At 70.6% G+C, this 14666-nt stretch carries 17 protein-coding genes; all 17 read right to left on the reverse strand.

The window, feature by feature from the left end:
• Positions 1-5 precede the first annotated feature (5 nt).
• Positions 6-989: a helix-turn-helix domain-containing protein gene (locus VHA72_RS12895; RefSeq protein WP_325575834.1), complete on the reverse strand. Its 984-nt coding sequence runs from the start codon at positions 987-989 to the stop codon at positions 6-8.
• Between the two features lie 75 nt (positions 990-1064).
• Positions 1065-2276 carry an MFS transporter gene (locus VHA72_RS12900; RefSeq protein WP_325575836.1) on the reverse strand — a complete coding sequence of 404 codons (1212 nt, stop codon included), beginning with the start codon at positions 2274-2276 and terminating at the stop codon, positions 1065-1067.
• Positions 2234-2677, reverse strand: coding sequence for a DUF2550 domain-containing protein (locus VHA72_RS12905; protein WP_325575838.1), 444 nt, complete (start codon positions 2675-2677; stop codon positions 2234-2236). Before VHA72_RS12905 ends, VHA72_RS12900 begins: the two co-directional genes overlap by 43 nt.
• A gap of 22 nt (positions 2678-2699) precedes the next feature.
• On the reverse strand, positions 2700-3095 hold the full coding sequence (locus VHA72_RS12910; protein WP_325575840.1) for a F0F1 ATP synthase subunit epsilon: 396 nt from the start codon (positions 3093-3095) through the stop codon (positions 2700-2702).
• 3 nt (positions 3096-3098) lie between these two features.
• Entirely contained in the window at positions 3099-4553 is a 1455-nt protein-coding gene (gene atpD, locus VHA72_RS12915; protein WP_325575842.1) for a F0F1 ATP synthase subunit beta, read from the reverse strand.
• Positions 4554-4577: 24 nt separating this feature from the next.
• Entirely contained in the window at positions 4578-5495 is a 918-nt protein-coding gene (locus VHA72_RS12920) for a F0F1 ATP synthase subunit gamma (protein ID WP_325575844.1), read from the reverse strand.
• 3 nt (positions 5496-5498) lie between these two features.
• Positions 5499-7139, reverse strand: coding sequence for a F0F1 ATP synthase subunit alpha (atpA, locus tag VHA72_RS12925; protein ID WP_325575846.1), 1641 nt, complete (start codon positions 7137-7139; stop codon positions 5499-5501).
• Positions 7140-7179: 40 nt separating this feature from the next.
• Positions 7180-7992 (reverse strand): F0F1 ATP synthase subunit delta, encoded by an 813-nt coding sequence (locus VHA72_RS12930; RefSeq protein ID WP_325575848.1) that lies wholly within the window; start codon positions 7990-7992, stop codon positions 7180-7182.
• Positions 7992-8798: a F0F1 ATP synthase subunit B gene (locus VHA72_RS12935; RefSeq protein ID WP_325575850.1), complete on the reverse strand. Its 807-nt coding sequence runs from the start codon at positions 8796-8798 to the stop codon at positions 7992-7994. Before VHA72_RS12935 ends, VHA72_RS12930 begins: the two co-directional genes overlap by 1 nt.
• Positions 8799-8851: 53 nt before the next feature.
• Entirely contained in the window at positions 8852-9109 is a 258-nt protein-coding gene (locus VHA72_RS12940; RefSeq protein ID WP_017935507.1) for a F0F1 ATP synthase subunit C, read from the reverse strand.
• Positions 9110-9178: 69 nt separating this feature from the next.
• On the reverse strand, positions 9179-10024 hold the full coding sequence (gene atpB, locus VHA72_RS12945) for a F0F1 ATP synthase subunit A (RefSeq protein ID WP_325575853.1): 846 nt from the start codon (positions 10022-10024) through the stop codon (positions 9179-9181).
• A complete protein-coding gene (locus VHA72_RS12950; RefSeq protein ID WP_325575855.1) occupies positions 10021-10449 on the reverse strand; it encodes an ATP synthase subunit I in 429 nt (142 codons plus the stop codon). Before VHA72_RS12950 ends, atpB begins: the two co-directional genes overlap by 4 nt.
• Before the next feature lie 9 nt (positions 10450-10458).
• On the reverse strand, positions 10459-10677 hold the full coding sequence (locus tag VHA72_RS12955; RefSeq protein WP_325575857.1) for a hypothetical protein: 219 nt from the start codon (positions 10675-10677) through the stop codon (positions 10459-10461).
• Positions 10678-10865: 188 nt separating this feature from the next.
• On the reverse strand, positions 10866-12029 hold the full coding sequence (locus tag VHA72_RS12960; RefSeq protein ID WP_325575859.1) for a glycosyltransferase family 4 protein: 1164 nt from the start codon (positions 12027-12029) through the stop codon (positions 10866-10868).
• Positions 12029-12685 carry an L-threonylcarbamoyladenylate synthase gene (locus VHA72_RS12965; RefSeq protein WP_325575861.1) on the reverse strand — a complete coding sequence of 219 codons (657 nt, stop codon included), beginning with the start codon at positions 12683-12685 and terminating at the stop codon, positions 12029-12031. Before VHA72_RS12965 ends, VHA72_RS12960 begins: the two co-directional genes overlap by 1 nt.
• A gap of 5 nt (positions 12686-12690) precedes the next feature.
• Entirely contained in the window at positions 12691-13566 is an 876-nt protein-coding gene (gene prmC / locus VHA72_RS12970) for a peptide chain release factor N(5)-glutamine methyltransferase (protein WP_325575863.1), read from the reverse strand.
• A complete protein-coding gene (gene prfA, locus VHA72_RS12975) occupies positions 13563-14636 on the reverse strand; it encodes a peptide chain release factor 1 (protein ID WP_325575865.1) in 1074 nt (357 codons plus the stop codon). The genes prmC and prfA overlap by 4 nt, the downstream gene beginning before the upstream one ends.
• Positions 14637-14666: the final 30 nt, after the last annotated feature.

Below are 14666 nucleotides of genomic sequence, written 5' to 3' on the forward strand. Positions count from 1 at the left end.
TTGCGCTAGGCCCAGCCGCGCCGCGCCGCCTGGTGACCCAACTGCAGCCGGGTCTCCACCCCGGCGCGGTCCATCATCTGGCGCACCCGGCGCTGCACGGTGCGCAGCGACAGGCCGAGCTGCAGGCCGATCGACTGGTCGGTGAGCCCGGCGAGGAGCAGCGAGAGCAGCTTGCGGTCGACCGGGTCGAGGGCGTCCGCGTCGACCTCGGCGATCCCGCCACCGCTCACGACCAGCTCCGGCGCACCCTGCCAGACCGAGTCGAAGAGCGCGAGCAGGCCGTCGAGCAGCCCGCTCTGGTGGACCAGCAGCGCGTCGCGCACCGGCTCGCCGGCGTCGGCCGAGGCGAGCGGGATCAGCGCGAGCTCGCGGTCGACGGCGAGCAGCCGCAGGGGTACGGCGCTCGCCACTCGCAGCTCGACCCCGCCGGCCAGCGCCTCCTCCGCGGCGGCGTAGAACCCGGGCCGCTCGAACGCACTGCGTTCCAGCACCACCTGGTAGCGCACGCCGCGCGCCAGCGCCGCCCTCTCGACGTCTTCGTTGGCCTCGGCGGAGACCACCGCAACGTCGGCGCGCACCAGCGTCTGCACCTGCTGACGGGCCGCGCGCTGCAGCTGCGCGAAGCGCTGGCTGATCGCCTCCACGCCGTGCACCACGTCCACCACGTCGGCCACGTCACGCTGCGAGCCGGCGCCTCGGTAGACGCTGACCAGCTCGGCCATCTCCACCTGGGCGCGGTGCAACTCCTCCTGGCGCTGCACCAGCAGGGCGCCGAGTGCGACCGCCGGCGGCGAGGCGACGTAGCGGTCCCGATCGGAACTGGCCCGCGCGACCAGGCCCTTGCCCTCCAGCGTGGCCAAGATCCCCGTCACCTCACGTCGATCGAGGCCGGTGGCTCCGGCCAGACCGGCAGCAGTGCCTGCCGGGAGCCCGACGAGCTGTCGATAGACCAGCTCCTCGTGCTCGTGCAGGCCCAGTACGTCGAGCATCGCGTCTCGTCCCCCTCGGATCGCCGGTCGATCGCCCGCCACCGCCACGGTAGCCGGGCCCGCGCGAGGCCGCACTCAGCCGCGCTGCGGCGCCGGCGGCCGGGCCGCGAAGACGCTCAACGCGGCCGGAACCATCAGCGCCGCGATCACCAGCAGCGCCCGCAGCGTGCCGACGTGGTCGCCGACCGTGCCCAGCAGCGGTGGGCCGATCAGGAACGCGCCGTACCCGATCGTCGAGACGACCCCGACCCGAGCGGCGGCCCGGCGCGGCTCGTCGGCGGCGGCGCTCATCCCGACCGGGAAGCCCAACGAGGCCCCCAAGCCCCAGACCAGGATGCCGGCGCCGGCGACGGCGAGGTGGCCGCCGTACACGGTGGTCAGGATGCCCGCGAGCGCGGCGGCGGCGCAGGTCCACAGCACCGGGGCCCGGCCGAACCGGTCCAGCGCCAGCGGGCCGACCAGCCGACCCAGCGTCATGCAGACGACGAAGAGCGCGAAGCCGGAGACGCCGACCCAGTGCGGCTGGTGGTAGCCGTCGACGATGCCCAGGCTGAGCCAGTCGTTGGCCGAGCCCTCCACCGCGGCGTAGGCCAGCACCATCACGCCGATCAGCAGCGTGCGCGGTTCGGCCCAGGCCGAGGCCCGCCGCTCTCCCGCGGGCGTCGGGTCGGCGTGGGTCGCCACCGGCAGGAACCGTCGGCCGGCCCAGAGCACGCCGAGGTACGCCGGCACGCACGCCACGACCATGTGCACCAGCACCGGGACGCCCAGCGCTGCCATCGGGATGCCGATCGCGCTGCCCGCGATGGAGCCGATGCTCCACGAGGCGTGGAAGCGCGGCATGATCGTGCGGCCCAGCCGGCGCTCGACCTCGGCGCCCTCGACGTTCATGGCGACGTCCCACACGCTCATGCCACCGCCCTCCAGGAGCAGTCCGAGCCCGCACAGCGGCGCCCAGCCGATCGTGGTCGCGCCGAGGGCCGCGACCACCAGACCGGCGACCACGCTGACCGCGCCGCCGCGCACCACCGCCGCGGCGCCGAAGCGCTCGACCAGCCGGCCGGAGAACGGCAGCGCCCCGATCGAGCCGACGGAGGCGGCGAAGAGCAGCAGCCCGAGCTGACCGTTGGACAGCTCGAGCGCGGAGCGCACGTCGGGTAGCCGGGAGACCCAGGAGGCGAACAGCAGCCCGTTGAGCGCGAAGGCGGCGTACACCGCGACCTTGCTCTGCGTGAGTGGGATGCTCAGCGTGACCAGTCCGTTCCGGGATGGCGCGACTCGAGCCACGCCTGGAAGCCGATCAGCGAGGCGGCCGACATGGCCAGCTCGACGGCGCGGCCACGGGTGTCGCGGCAGACGACCACCACGTGGTCGGGATAGAGGGCCAGCGTCTCGGGCCCCTCGGGCGACCGGCTGGACTCATAGACCAGCTCGGTCCGCTCCCAGATCCGCTTCGGCAGCGGCGAGAGCGAGAAGACCCGGAACCACTCGAGCGTGGATCCGGAGTAGCGGCCCACCCCGAGGAGCCAACCGCGCCCGGGCCTGGTGGCCCGGACGCGGTGACTCAACTCGAAGGTTCCGCCGTGCCGGGAGATCACCCGGCGGCGCACCATCAGACAGGCGCCGTAGAGCAGGACGACGAGCAGGGCGAGGCCAGCCACATCGAGCAGCCACTCCCACCACGCCATCCAGGACCGACCTCTGCCCGCCTCAGGAGGCCTTCACCGCGGCGTCGAGCCGCGCCTGGGCCAGCCGTACGGCGGGATCGTAGTCGGCGCTCGCGCCGGCCTCGGCCTGGGCCGACTCGAGGTCGAGCCGGGCCTGTGCGGCGTCGATCTCCTCTCCGAGCGCGACGTGCTCGGACAGGATCGACACCCGGTCGTTCGCCACCGAGATGAACCCGCCGTCGACGGCGCCGTACACCTTGGCGCCGCCGCCGGCCGGAGTGATCTCCACCAGGCTCGGGCTCAGCAGCGAGAGCAGCGGTGTGTGACCGCGCAGGACGCCGAGGTCACCCTCGACGGTGCGGGCGCTCACCTGGGTCGCCTCGCCGGACCAGACGGTCCGGTCGGCGGCGACCAGCTCCACGTGCAACTGATCGGCCATGGCTCAGAGGCTCTTCTGGATCTCGGCCCACTTGCGCTCGACGTCGTCCAGACCGCCGCACATGAAGAAGGCCTGCTCCGCCACGTGGTCGTACTCGCCGTCGGCGATCTTGTTGAAGGCCTCGATGGTCTCGGAGATGGAGACCGTGGAGCCCTCGATGCCGGTGAACTGCTTGGCGACGTACGTGTTCTGCGACAGAAAGCGCTGGATACGACGCGCGCGGGAGACGATGATCTTGTCCTCCTCGGACAGCTCGTCGACGCCCAGGATCGCGATGATGTCCTGCAGCTCCTTGTTGCGCTGCAGGATCTGCTTGATCCGGATCGCGCAGTCGTAGTGCGCCTGACCGATGTACTGCGGGTCGAGAATCCGCGAGGTCGAGGTCAGCGGGTCCACCGCCGGGTAGATGCCGAGCGAGGCGATCTCACGCGACAGCTCGGTGGTGGCGTCCAGGTGTGCGAACGTCGTCGCCGGGGCCGGGTCGGTGTAGTCGTCGGCGGGCACGTAGATCGCCTGCATCGAGGTGATGGAGTGACCGCGCGTGGAGGTGATCCGCTCCTGGAGCGTGCCCATCTCGTCGGCGAGGTTGGGCTGGTAGCCCACCGCGGACGGCATCCGGCCGAGCAGCGTCGAGACCTCCGAACCGGCCTGGGTGAACCGGAAGATGTTGTCGATGAACAGCAGCACGTCCTGGTTCTGCACGTCGCGGAAGTACTCCGCCATCGTCAGCGCGGACAGCGCGACGCGCAGACGCGTGCCCGGCGGCTCGTCCATCTGACCGAAGACCAGCGCGGTCTGGCCGAAGACGCCGGCCTCCTGCATCTCGACGATCAGGTCGTTGCCCTCACGGGTGCGCTCGCCGACGCCGGCGAACACCGACACACCGCCGTGGTTGCGGGCCACCCGCGCGATCATCTCCTGGATGAGCACGGTCTTACCCACGCCCGCACCGCCGAAGAGGCCGATCTTGCCGCCGGTCACGTACGGCGTCAGCAGGTCGATGACCTTGATGCCGGTCTCGAACATGGTGGTCTTCGACTCGAGCTGGTCGAAGGCGGGCGCCTTGCGGTGGATGCCCCAGCGCTCGTTGATCTCGAGCTTCTCGCCCTCCTCGAGGTTGAGCACGTCACCGGTCGCGTTGAACACGTGACCGAGGGTGACGTCGCCGACCGGGACCGTGATCGGGCCGCCGGTGTCGGTCACCAGGGCGCCACGGACCACGCCGTCGGTCGGCTTCAGCGAGATGGCGCGAACGACGCCGTCGCCGATGTGCTGGGCGACCTCGAGCGGCAGAACCGTCTTCTCGCCGCCGAGCTCGACCTCGACCTCGAGCTTGTTGTAGATCTCCGGCATCGCGTCCACGGGGAACTCGATGTCGACGACCGGGCCGATGACCCGGGCGATGCGACCGGTACCGGCCCCGGAAGTCTGACGCTGTTCGTCGATGGTTGCAGTCATTTCTTTCTCACTCTTCTCGGGTGATCAGTCGTTCGCGGCGGTGGCGTCGGCGAGGGCGTTCACGCCACCGACGATCTCGCTGATTTCCTGGGTGATACCGGCCTGGCGAGCCTGGTTGGCGATCCGGGTGAACTTCTTGATGAGCTCGTCGGCGTTGTCGGTCGCCGACTTCATCGCCTTCTGACGCGCGGCCAGCTCGGAGGCGGCCGCCTGCAGAAGCGCGAAGAAGACCCGACTCTCGACGTACTGCGGAAGCAGGCCGTCCAGGACCGCCTCCGGCGAGGGCTCGAACTCGTACAGCGGCAGGACGTCGCCGGGCTCGGGCGCCTCGGTGCCCTCGACGACCTCCAGTGGGAGCAGGCGCACCGCGTGCGGCTCCTGCACCAGCATCGACCTGAACTGGGTGTAGACCAGGTGGACCTCGTGCACGCCCTCGGCGCCCTCGCCCTGACCGGCGAGGAAGGCCTCGATCAGCGTGGCGCCGATCTCCTTGGCCACGTCGTAGGTCGGCTGGTCACTGTGACCGGTCCAGGCCTGGACCACCGGACGACCGCGGAACTTGTAGTACGCATCGCCCTTGCGGCCGGAGATGTACAGGTCGACCGTCTTGCCCTCGCCCCGCAGCTTCTCCACCAGGCTCTCGGCCTCGCGCAGCACGCTCGAGGAGTAGGCCCCGGCCAGGCCACGGTCGCTCGTCACGACCAGGACCGCGGCGCGGTCGGGGGACTCCGGCTCGGTGGTCAGCGCGTGGTCGACGTTGGAGTACGTCGCCACGGCGCTGACCGCACGGGTGAGCTCACGCGCGTACGGCGCGGCCGAGTTGGCCCGCTGCTGCGCCTTGATGATGCGGGACGCAGCGATGAGCTCCATGGCGCGCGTGATCTTCTTCATCGACTCCGTCGACTTGATCCGCGCGCGGTACTCACGCAGCGATACGGCCATCCGTCAGCCCCGCTTCTGCTTGACGATCTGCTCCTGCGTGACGTCGCCGTCCTCCAGCGGAGCGTGCTCCTCGTGACCCGCCTTGATGAACGCGCCCTCCGAAGTCTGGAACTCGCCGAGGAAGGCGTCGTACGCCTCGGTCAGCGCTGCCTCGGTGTCGTCCTCGAACTTCAGCGACTCGCGGATCGTCGACAGGATGCCGGCGTGCGAGGTGCGCAGGTAGTCCAGGAACTCCCGCTCGAACTTGAGCACGTCGGTGGTCGGGATCTTGTCCAGGCGGCCGGTGGTGCCGACCCACAGGGAGACGGTCATCTCCTCGACCGGGTACGGGGAGTACGCCGGCTGCTTGAGCAGCGCCATCAGGCGCGAGCCGCGGTCGAGCTGCTGACGCGAGGCCGCGTCCAGGTCGGAGGCGAACATCGCGAACGCCTCCATCGCGCGGTACTGCGCCAGGTCGACCTTGAGCGAGCCGGTGACCGCCTTGAGCGCCTTGGTCATGGCCGCACCACCCACGCGGGAGACCGAGACGCCGACGTCGATGGCCGGGCGCTGGTTGGCCGCGAACAGGTCCGACTGCAAGAAGATCTGGCCGTCGGTGATGGAGATGACGTTGGTCGGGATGAACGCCGAGACGTCGTTGGCCTTGGTCTCGATGATCGGCAGCCCGGTCATCGAGCCGGCGCCCATGTCGTCCGACAGCTTCGCGCAGCGCTCGAGCAGGCGGCTGTGCAGGTAGAACACGTCACCCGGGTAGGCCTCACGGCCCGGCGGGCGGCGCAGCAGCAGCGACACGGCGCGGTAGGCCTCGGCCTGCTTGGTCAGGTCGTCGAAGACGATCAGGACGTGCTTGCCGTCGTACATCCAGTGCTGGCCGATGGCCGAGCCGGTGTAGGGCGCCAGGTACTTGAAGCCCGCGCTGTCCGACGCCGGGGCGGCGACGATGGTGGTGTACTCCAGCGCGCCGGCCTCCTCCAGGGCACCGCGCACGGAGGCGATGGTGGAGCCCTTCTGGCCGATGGCGACGTAGATGCAGCGAACCTGCTTGGCCGGGTCGCCCGACTCCCAGTTCTGCCGCTGGTTGATGATCGTGTCGATCGCGATCGTGGTCTTGCCGGTGGCGCGGTCACCGATGATGAGCTGGCGCTGGCCGCGACCGATCGGGGTCATCGCGTCGATGGCCTTGATACCGGTGGCGAGCGGCTCGTGCACGGACTTGCGCTGCATGACGGTGGGGGCCTGCAGCTCGAGCGCGCGGCGGCCGGTGGTGGCGATGTCGCCCAGGCCGTCGATCGGGTTGCCGAGCGGGTCCACGACGCGGCCCAGGTAGCCGTCGCCGACCGGGACCGAGAGGATCTCGCCGGTACGGCGGACCGACTGGCCCTCCTCGATCTTGTCGAAGTCACCGAGGATGACGACGCCGATCTCGCGGGTGTCGAGGTTCAGGGCGATGCCCAGCGTGCCGTCCTCGAACTGCAGCAGCTCGTTGGCCATGGCCGAGGGCAGACCGGAGACCCGCGCGATGCCGTCGGCGGTCTGGGCGACCGTGCCGACCTCCTCGGTCTTGGCGGCCTCCGGCTGGTAGTCGGCGACGTACTTCGCCAGCGCGTCGCGGATCTCCTCCGGACGGATGGTCAGCTCCGTCATCTCAGATGCCTTCTCTCTCGTTCCTTCAACGTTGGTGGGTTCAGCCCGCGAGCCGGCGGCCGGCCTCGTCGAGGCGGGTGACGATGGTGCCGTCGATGATGTCGTCGCCGATCTCCACCCGGATGCCGCCGATGACGGCCGGGTCGACGACGACGTTGGCGTGCACCGGTCGGCCGTACTGCTGGGCCAGGGCGGCGTCGAGGCGGCGGGCCTGCTCATCGCTGAGCGGACGCGCCACCCGGACCGTCGCGACGCTCTCACCGTGCACGTCTGCCGCGAGACGGCGGTACGACGCGAGTGCACCGGTGATGGTGCCGTAGGTACCGCCGAGCGCCTGCTTGGCCAGCGTCAGGGTGGCCGGCAGCGCCTTGCCACCGAGCAGGCGGTCGAGCAGCGCGGACTTGTCCTCGGTGCTGCGGGCCGGGTCGGCGAGCGCGTCGCGCAGCTCGGGGTTGTCCCCCACGACGCGACCGAGAGCGAAGAGCTCGTCGGACAGCTTGCCGCCCTCGGTGCCCGCGGAGAGGACAGCGGCGACCTCCGCGAGCCGCTCCACGCCGTCGGCGAGGTCGCCGGCGTGTGTCCAGCGGCGACTCACGGCCGCCTTGACGATCTCCAGGGCGGCCTCGTCGAGCTTGGCCCCGAAGACCTCGCCGACCAGACCGGTCTTGGCCTCCGCCGGGATCGACCCGTCGGTGGCGAAGCGGCGCAGCGCCGGCTCGGTCCGCAGAGTCCGTGCGACCGAGTACAGGGAGTCGGCCGCCGTCGCCGCCGCCGCCACCGAGCCGGAGACCGAGGCCTTCAGCTGGTCGGTGAGGGCGGCGACGGACTCGGCCGACGCACCACGCAGATCCATCACTCGGCGCTCTTCTTCCGGGTCCCGGCCTTGGTGAAGCCCGCGGCGATCGCGTCCTCCTCCGACCTGAACCAGTACTCGGCCTGGGTCGTGTCGTACCAGCGGCCGCCGGGAGCGTGGTAGAGCATCGACTCGGCGTTGCCCTTCACGATGTAGCCGTCCGGCTGGGAGCCGTCCGCCGGTGCCTTGACCGCGCCCGGGAACTCGCGCACGGGCGCCTCCGCCACGGCCGCCGCCTGCGGCTGCTGGGCGGGCGTGGCCTGGACGGCAGCGACCGGGTCACCGGTCTCGAGCTCGGCGAGGAAGCGCTCCACGACCCGGCTCTGCCGGGCGTCGTCCTCCAGGCTCTCGCCCACGATGCGGCCGGCCAGACCGGTGGCCAGCGCGCCGACCTCGGCCCGCAGCGAGGCGACCGCCTGCTGCCGCTCGGCCTCGATCTGGGTCTTGCCGTGCTCGACGATCCGGTTGGCCTCCGTCTGAGCCTGCTCGCGCATCTCGGCGATGATCGCAGCGCCCTGCTCACGGGCGTCCTCGCGGATGCGAGCAGCCTCCTTGCGGGCGTCGGCGATCTGGGCCTCGAACTCGTCCTTGGCCGAGTTCGCCTCCTCCTTCGCCTTGTCCAGGTCGGCGAACTGCTGACGGATCGCGTCCTGCCGCGCGGTCATCGCCCGGTCGATCGGCGGGACGATGTACTTGAACAGGAGGAACACGATGATCACGAACGCGATCAACTCCACGATGAACGTGCCGTTGGGCACGAGGAAGTTGCTCGCGAGCGGAATCACGTCGGTCACTGGTGTGATCATCTACCTCTTGATCCTTTGCCTAGTGCGGGTCGTACTGCCCCAGCGGGGCAGGATCACTTACCCAGGACGAAGACGAACAGGGCCATGAAGGCGAGGTTGATGAAGAACATCGCCTCGACCAGACCGACGGTCAGGAAGAAGATCGTCTGCAGGCGACCCTGGGCCTCCGGCTGGCGAGCCACGCCCTGGATGTACGACGAACCTGCCAGGCCGTCACCGACGCCGGCGCCGATCGCACCGCCGCCGAGGGCGAGCCCACCACCGACGAAGGCACCGGCGGTCTTGATGGCCGACTCAATGGTTGTTGCCACTGTCTCTCCTTGGTTCCGCGCCGAGGGTCGGCGCCATTGGGTTTACCTCTGGTACGGCGTGAGCGGTGCTCAGGCCGCGAGTTCGGGGGTCTTCGGGGTGTGGTCGCCGTGCTGGTGCTCGGCGTTCTCGACGTGATCGTCGCCGCCGTGGCCAGCCCCGGCCATGCCGAAGTAGAGCACGGTCAGCAGCGAGAAGATGAACGCCTGGATCACGCCGATCGCCATGTCGAAGAGCTTCCACAAGATGTCGCCGAGGACGGCGAGGATCCCGCCGAAGGGGAAGGCGCCGATCTTCCAGCTGACCAGCCCGGCGATCAGACCGAGCATGATGCCGCCGGCGAAGATGTTGCCGAAGAGTCGCAGCGCCAGCGTGATCGGCTTGACGAGCTCCTCGAGGATGTTCAGCGGCAGCAGCACCGGGTAGGGCTGGAGGAAGTGGCTGAAGTAGCCCTTCACGCCCTTCTCCCGGATGCCGTAGATCCACACGCCGACGATGGCAAGGATCGCCATCGCGTAGGTCAGGTTCGTGTCCGCGGTCGGCGCCACCAGGACCTCGCGGTGGTGCTCGTTGATCTGGCTGGGGATCATCTCGAGCCAGTTCGCGATCAGGATGAAGAAGAACAGCGCGACCGCGAGCGGCACCACGAACGGGTGCACCCGGCCGAGGTTGTCCTCCACCTGGGTCTGGACCTGACCGACGACGGCCTCCCAGAGGATCTGCAGCTTGCTCGGGACGTGGTCCTCGCTCCGCTTGGTCAGCGCGCCGCGCAGCACGAAGCCCATCACCAGCACGATCGCGCCCGCGATCAGGCTGCACCAGATCGTGTCGGCGTTGAAGGTCATGCCGAAGGCGTGCCACTCCGGGTGCTCGCCGGGGTGGATGTCGATCGCGAGGGGCAGAACGATGCCGCTCATTGGTTCTTCAGCTCCTTCAGCAGCGGGAGGGTGGTCATCACCAGGGCGATGAGGCGGAAGATGGCGAGCCCGAGCAGGACGCCGATCCCGTCGGGCCAGAACACCACGGCGATCGCGATCGCGATCACGGCGAGGATGCAGAGCCGGATGATGGTCGCACGGGTGATCTGGCCGCGGGTCGGCGCGTGACCGCCGGAGATCACCTTGAGCAGCCAGTACTCGGTGGCCAGGTGGTTGAGCAGGCCGAGCAGGATGCCGGCCGCGAGGCAGCCGGGCAGGACCCAGGAGCCCAGCTGGTAGAACCACAGGCTGAAGATCATCAGGCCGAGGGCGACCAGTTCGATCTTGCGCTGGTCGCGCAGCACGCGGCCGATCGAGGGGCGCAGCGGGTGATCGGCGGGCTGGGGAAGAACGTGCTCGCTCATCGGGTCACCTCACCCGTGCAAGGCGCGCCGTACCCGTGCCGCGAAGCCGACCGCACCGCAGACCATGCCGAGCGCGACCCCCACGATGACCCCGATCGGCGAGGAGCCGGCGAGATGGTCGACAAGGAGGCCGAGCAGGGTGCAGCCGACCACCGAGCCCGCGAGGAGGCCGCCGAGACCGAGCAGGTCGCGGCCACCGAGTGGCTGCGGCGTGCGGTCATCGTCCATCGACCGAAACTAACACAGCGCACGGCACCCACAGGAGCCAGGGACTGGCTCGTGAATGAGGCGCGGTGTGCGGTCGTCATCGTTGGCGGCCGTTCTGTGTCAAGGGGCTGTTTTGGCACCGGGGCGGGGTTCCCAGCCGGCGCTCGTGAAACCTATCACGAGCGCTCTGCCACGCTGAAATGGATCGATCAACCCCGGTCCAGACCATCGCCCGCGAGCGGTCCCTGAGCGGGATGTCCGGGCGTGGAGACCTTCGGCAGGAGGAACGTCAGCGCGAGCGTGAGCACGACCATCGCGCCCAGCGCGCTCCACATCCAGGGCCCGGTGTAGAGGCTGGCGAGCACCGACCCGAAGCCGATCAGGGCGGCCCACAGCCACATGATCAGCACCGCACGGCGCTGGGAGTGCCCGATCTCGAGCAGGCGGTGATGCAGGTGGAGCTTGTCGGGCGAGAACGGCGAGCGGCCGGCCCGGGTGCGTCGTACGACAGCGAGCACCAGGTCGGTGAACGGCACGATCAGGATGGTGACCGGCAGCAGCACCGGCAGCAACGTGGGCAGCAGGCTGGCCTTCGAGCCGCCGGCGCCCTCCGCGATCTGCTCGGGCGAGAACTGCCCGGAGAGGCTGACCGCGCTGGCCGAGAGCACCAGGCCGATGAGCATCGAGCCGCTGTCACCCATGAAGAGCCGGGCCGGGTGCCAGTTGTGCACCAGGAACCCACCGCAGGCACCGGCCAGCGCGATGCTGAGCAGCGCGGCGGTGGTGGCGTGGCTCAGCCCGTTGGCGCGGGTCAGCTCGAAGGAGAACAGGAAGAACGCCGCGGCGCCGATGCCGACCACGCCCGCGGCCAGGCCGTCGAGCCCGTCGACGAAGTTGACCGCGTTGACGGTGGCGACCACCACCAGGCCGGTCAGCAGCGCACCCTGGGCCGGGTCCAGAGTGAAGACCTGGCCCTCGGACCAGGTGATGAACGTGTACTGGATCCCGAACCAGATCAGCACCGCCGCCGCGAGGATCTGGCCGCCGAGCTTGGTCAGCGCGTCCAGCTCCACGATGTCGTCGACGACGCCGACCGCGCAGATCAGCGCTCCCGCGACGAGGACCACCCCGGCGTCGCGCAGCACGAACGGCTGGGTGTCGGTGAGGAAGGGCAGCTGCCGGGCCACCAGGTACGCCGCTCCCAGACCGCCGAGCATCGCCAGGCCGCCGAGGTAGGGGATCGGCTCGTCGTGCACGTCGCGGTCGCGCACCCGAGCCACTGCGCCGGTGCGCAGCGCGATCTCGCGGGCGACGACGGTGAGCAGGTAGGTGACGGCGCCGGCGACCAGGAAGAGCAGCAGGTAGGCCCGCATCAGGGCTCCTGGACCGACACTCCGTGCGGAGCCAGCACGGTGTTCAGCTTCTCGACCGGGAGCGCCCCCAGCCGCAGCAGCCGCGGCTCGGCACCGGTGGCGTCGATGATGGTCGAGGCCTCTCCCCCATCGACGGGGCCGGCGTCGATGATCAGGCCGACGTCCTCACCGAGCATCTGCTCGGCCTCGTCGGCGTCGAGCGCGGCCGGTTTGCCGGTCTTGTTGGCCGAGCTGACGGCCAGCGGCCCGGTCCGGCCGAGGATCTCCAGCGCGACCGGATGGTCCGGCATCCGGACGGCGACGGTGCCCCGGGTCTCGCCGAGGTCCCACTGCAGCGACGCCTGCTGGTGGCAGACCACGGTGAGCGCCCCCGGCCAGAACTCCACCAGGAGCGCCCGCACCCAGTCCGGGACCCGGGTGGCGAGGGCGTCGATGGTGCCGGGCGAGTTGATCAGCACCGGCGGCGGCATGTCGCGGCCGCGGCCCTTGGCGGCCAGCAGCCTGCGCACCGCCTCGGGGTCGAACGCGTCGGCGGCGATGCCGTAGACCGTGTCGGTGGGCAGGACGACGACCTCTCCCGCGCGCAGTGCTCGGGTGGCGGCGGCGACCGCCTGGTCGCGCTCCTCGTCGGTCCCGGTCGCGTACCGCATGCTCATGGGGGTCATCGTGCCAGCCTCGCGGTGGTGAACCGCGCACGCCCTGCCAGGTCGCGGTGATCGCGTACGTCGGACCACCGGCCGCCGGCGCTGAACACGGCCGGCGCGACCTCGCCCTGCTCGTCGGCGTGCTCGAACCCGACCGCCCCGCCGGGCCGCAGCAGCTGAGCCGCTCGGCGCTCGAGCCTGCGGATCGCGTCCAGGCCGTCCTGACCGGAGAACAGCGCCAGGTGCGGGTCGTGGTCGCGCGCCTCCACCGCGACCGACTCCCACGCCTCCAGCGGGATGTACGGCGGGTTGCACACCACCACGTCGACACCGCCCAGCAGGTCGTCGAACGCGGTGAACGCATCACCCAGGCGCAGGTCGACGCCGGTCCCGGCGAGGTTGCGCTCGGCCCAGGCGAACGCCTCGGGGCTCAGCTCGACCGCGTGCACCTCGGCGCTCGGCACCTCGTCTCGGACGGCCTTCGCGATCGCGCCCGAGCCGGTGCACAGGTCGACCACCACGGGTCGCCCCTCGATGGTCGGGCCGCCGAGCGCAGCGAGGCGTGTCGAGACCTCGACCGCCCAGCCGGCCAGCAGCTCGGTCTCCGGCCGCGGCACGAACACGCCCGGGCCCACCGCGAGCTCGACGTGCCGGAAGTAGGCGACACCGGTCAGGTGCTGCAACGGCTCGCGTGCGCTGCGCCGCGCGACCAGCTCCTCGAACTCGCCGGCCCGCGCCGGGGCCACCTCGTCGACGAGGGCGAGCTGTGAGCGGGTGGTGCCCAGGACGTGGGCGAGCAGCGTCGTGGCGTCGTACTCGGGACTGGAGACGCCGGCCGCCCGCAACCGTCGCGTCGCGTCGGCGACCAGCTCGCGCCGGGTGGGGGCGCTCACTTCTCCAGCGCCTCCAGCCGAGCGGCCAGGTCGGCTTCGACGCAGGACTCGATGACCGGGCCGAGGTCGCCGTCGAGCACCTGGTCGAGGTTGTAGGACTTGTAGCCGGTGCGGTGGTCGGAGATCCGGTTCTCCGGGAAGTTGTACGTCCGGATCCGCTCCGAACGGTCCACGGTGCGCACCTGGCTACGGCGCGCGTCGCTGGCCTCGGCGTCGGCCGCCTCCTGCGCCGCCTGCAGCAGGCGCGCGCGCAAGATGCGCAGCGCCTGCTCCTTGTTCTGCAGCTGGGACTTCTCGTTCTGACAGCTGACCACGATGCCGGTGGGCAGATGCGTGATCCGGACCGCGGAGTCGGTGGTGTTGACGCTCTGCCCGCCGGGCCCGGAGCTGCGGAAGACGTCGATGCGCAGGTCGTTCTCGTTGACCTCTACGTCGACCTGCTCCGCCTCCGGCATCACGAGCACGCCCGCGGCGCTGGTGTGGACCCGGCCCTGGCTCTCGGTGACGGGGACCCGCTGCACGCGGTGCACGCCGCCCTCGAACTTCAGCAGCGCGTACGGCGCCTGGCCCGGCTCCGGGGTGCCCTTGGCCTTGACCGCGACCGTGACCGACTTGTACCCGCCCAGGTCCGACTCGGTGGCGTCGAGGATCTCGACCTTCCACCCCAGCCGCTCGGCGTAGCGGGTGTACATCCGCAGCAGGTCGCCGGCGAACAGCGCCGACTCCTCGCCACCCTCCCCCGACTTCACCTCGAGGATGGCGTCCTTGTCGTCGGTCGGGTCGCGCGGCACCAGCAGCCGCCGCAGCCGCTCCTCGGCCTCGTCGCGACGGGGGGCGAGCGCCTCCGCCTCCTCAGCGAAGGCCGGATCGTCACCGGCCAGCTCCCTGGCGGCCTCGATGTCGTCGCCCAACTGCCGCCACTCGCGCCAGGCGCCGATGATGGCGTTGAGCTCGGCGTAGCGCTGGTTGAGCCGCTTGGCCAGGCGGGCGTCGGCGTGTGTCTCCGGCTCCGCCAGCCGCTTCTCCAGGCCGGCGTGCTCGGCGACGAGCCCCTCTACTGCCTCGAACATCCTGCTCCCGTCGAATCGGGGATTTCACAC

The organism is Nocardioides sp. (assembly GCF_035547795.1).
Taxonomy (GTDB): Bacteria; Actinomycetota; Actinomycetes; order Propionibacteriales; family Nocardioidaceae; genus Nocardioides.

Coding starts and splice junctions, on each gene's coding strand:
- VHA72_RS12895 (WP_325575834.1), bottom strand. CDS start 989: ATGCTCGACGTACTGGGCCTGCACGAGCACGAGGAGCTGGTCTATCGA.
- VHA72_RS12905 (WP_325575838.1), bottom strand. CDS start 2,677: ATGGCGTGGTGGGAGTGGCTGCTCGATGTGGCTGGCCTCGCCCTGCTC.
- VHA72_RS12910 (WP_325575840.1), bottom strand. CDS start 3,095: ATGGCCGATCAGTTGCACGTGGAGCTGGTCGCCGCCGACCGGACCGTC.
- atpD (WP_325575842.1), bottom strand. CDS start 4,553: ATGACTGCAACCATCGACGAACAGCGTCAGACTTCCGGGGCCGGTACC.
- VHA72_RS12920 (WP_325575844.1), bottom strand. CDS start 5,495: ATGGCCGTATCGCTGCGTGAGTACCGCGCGCGGATCAAGTCGACGGAG.
- atpA (WP_325575846.1), bottom strand. CDS start 7,139: ATGACGGAGCTGACCATCCGTCCGGAGGAGATCCGCGACGCGCTGGCG.
- VHA72_RS12930 (WP_325575848.1), bottom strand. CDS start 7,992: ATGGATCTGCGTGGTGCGTCGGCCGAGTCCGTCGCCGCCCTCACCGAC.
- VHA72_RS12935 (WP_325575850.1), bottom strand. CDS start 8,798: ATGATCACACCAGTGACCGACGTGATTCCGCTCGCGAGCAACTTCCTC.
- atpB (WP_325575853.1), bottom strand. CDS start 10,024: ATGAGCGGCATCGTTCTGCCCCTCGCGATCGACATCCACCCCGGCGAG.
- VHA72_RS12950 (WP_325575855.1), bottom strand. CDS start 10,449: ATGAGCGAGCACGTTCTTCCCCAGCCCGCCGATCACCCGCTGCGCCCC.
- VHA72_RS12955 (WP_325575857.1), bottom strand. CDS start 10,677: ATGGACGATGACCGCACGCCGCAGCCACTCGGTGGCCGCGACCTGCTC.
- VHA72_RS12960 (WP_325575859.1), bottom strand. CDS start 12,029: ATGCGGGCCTACCTGCTGCTCTTCCTGGTCGCCGGCGCCGTCACCTAC.
- VHA72_RS12965 (WP_325575861.1), bottom strand. CDS start 12,685: ATGAGCATGCGGTACGCGACCGGGACCGACGAGGAGCGCGACCAGGCG.
- prfA (WP_325575865.1), bottom strand. CDS start 14,636: ATGTTCGAGGCAGTAGAGGGGCTCGTCGCCGAGCACGCCGGCCTGGAG.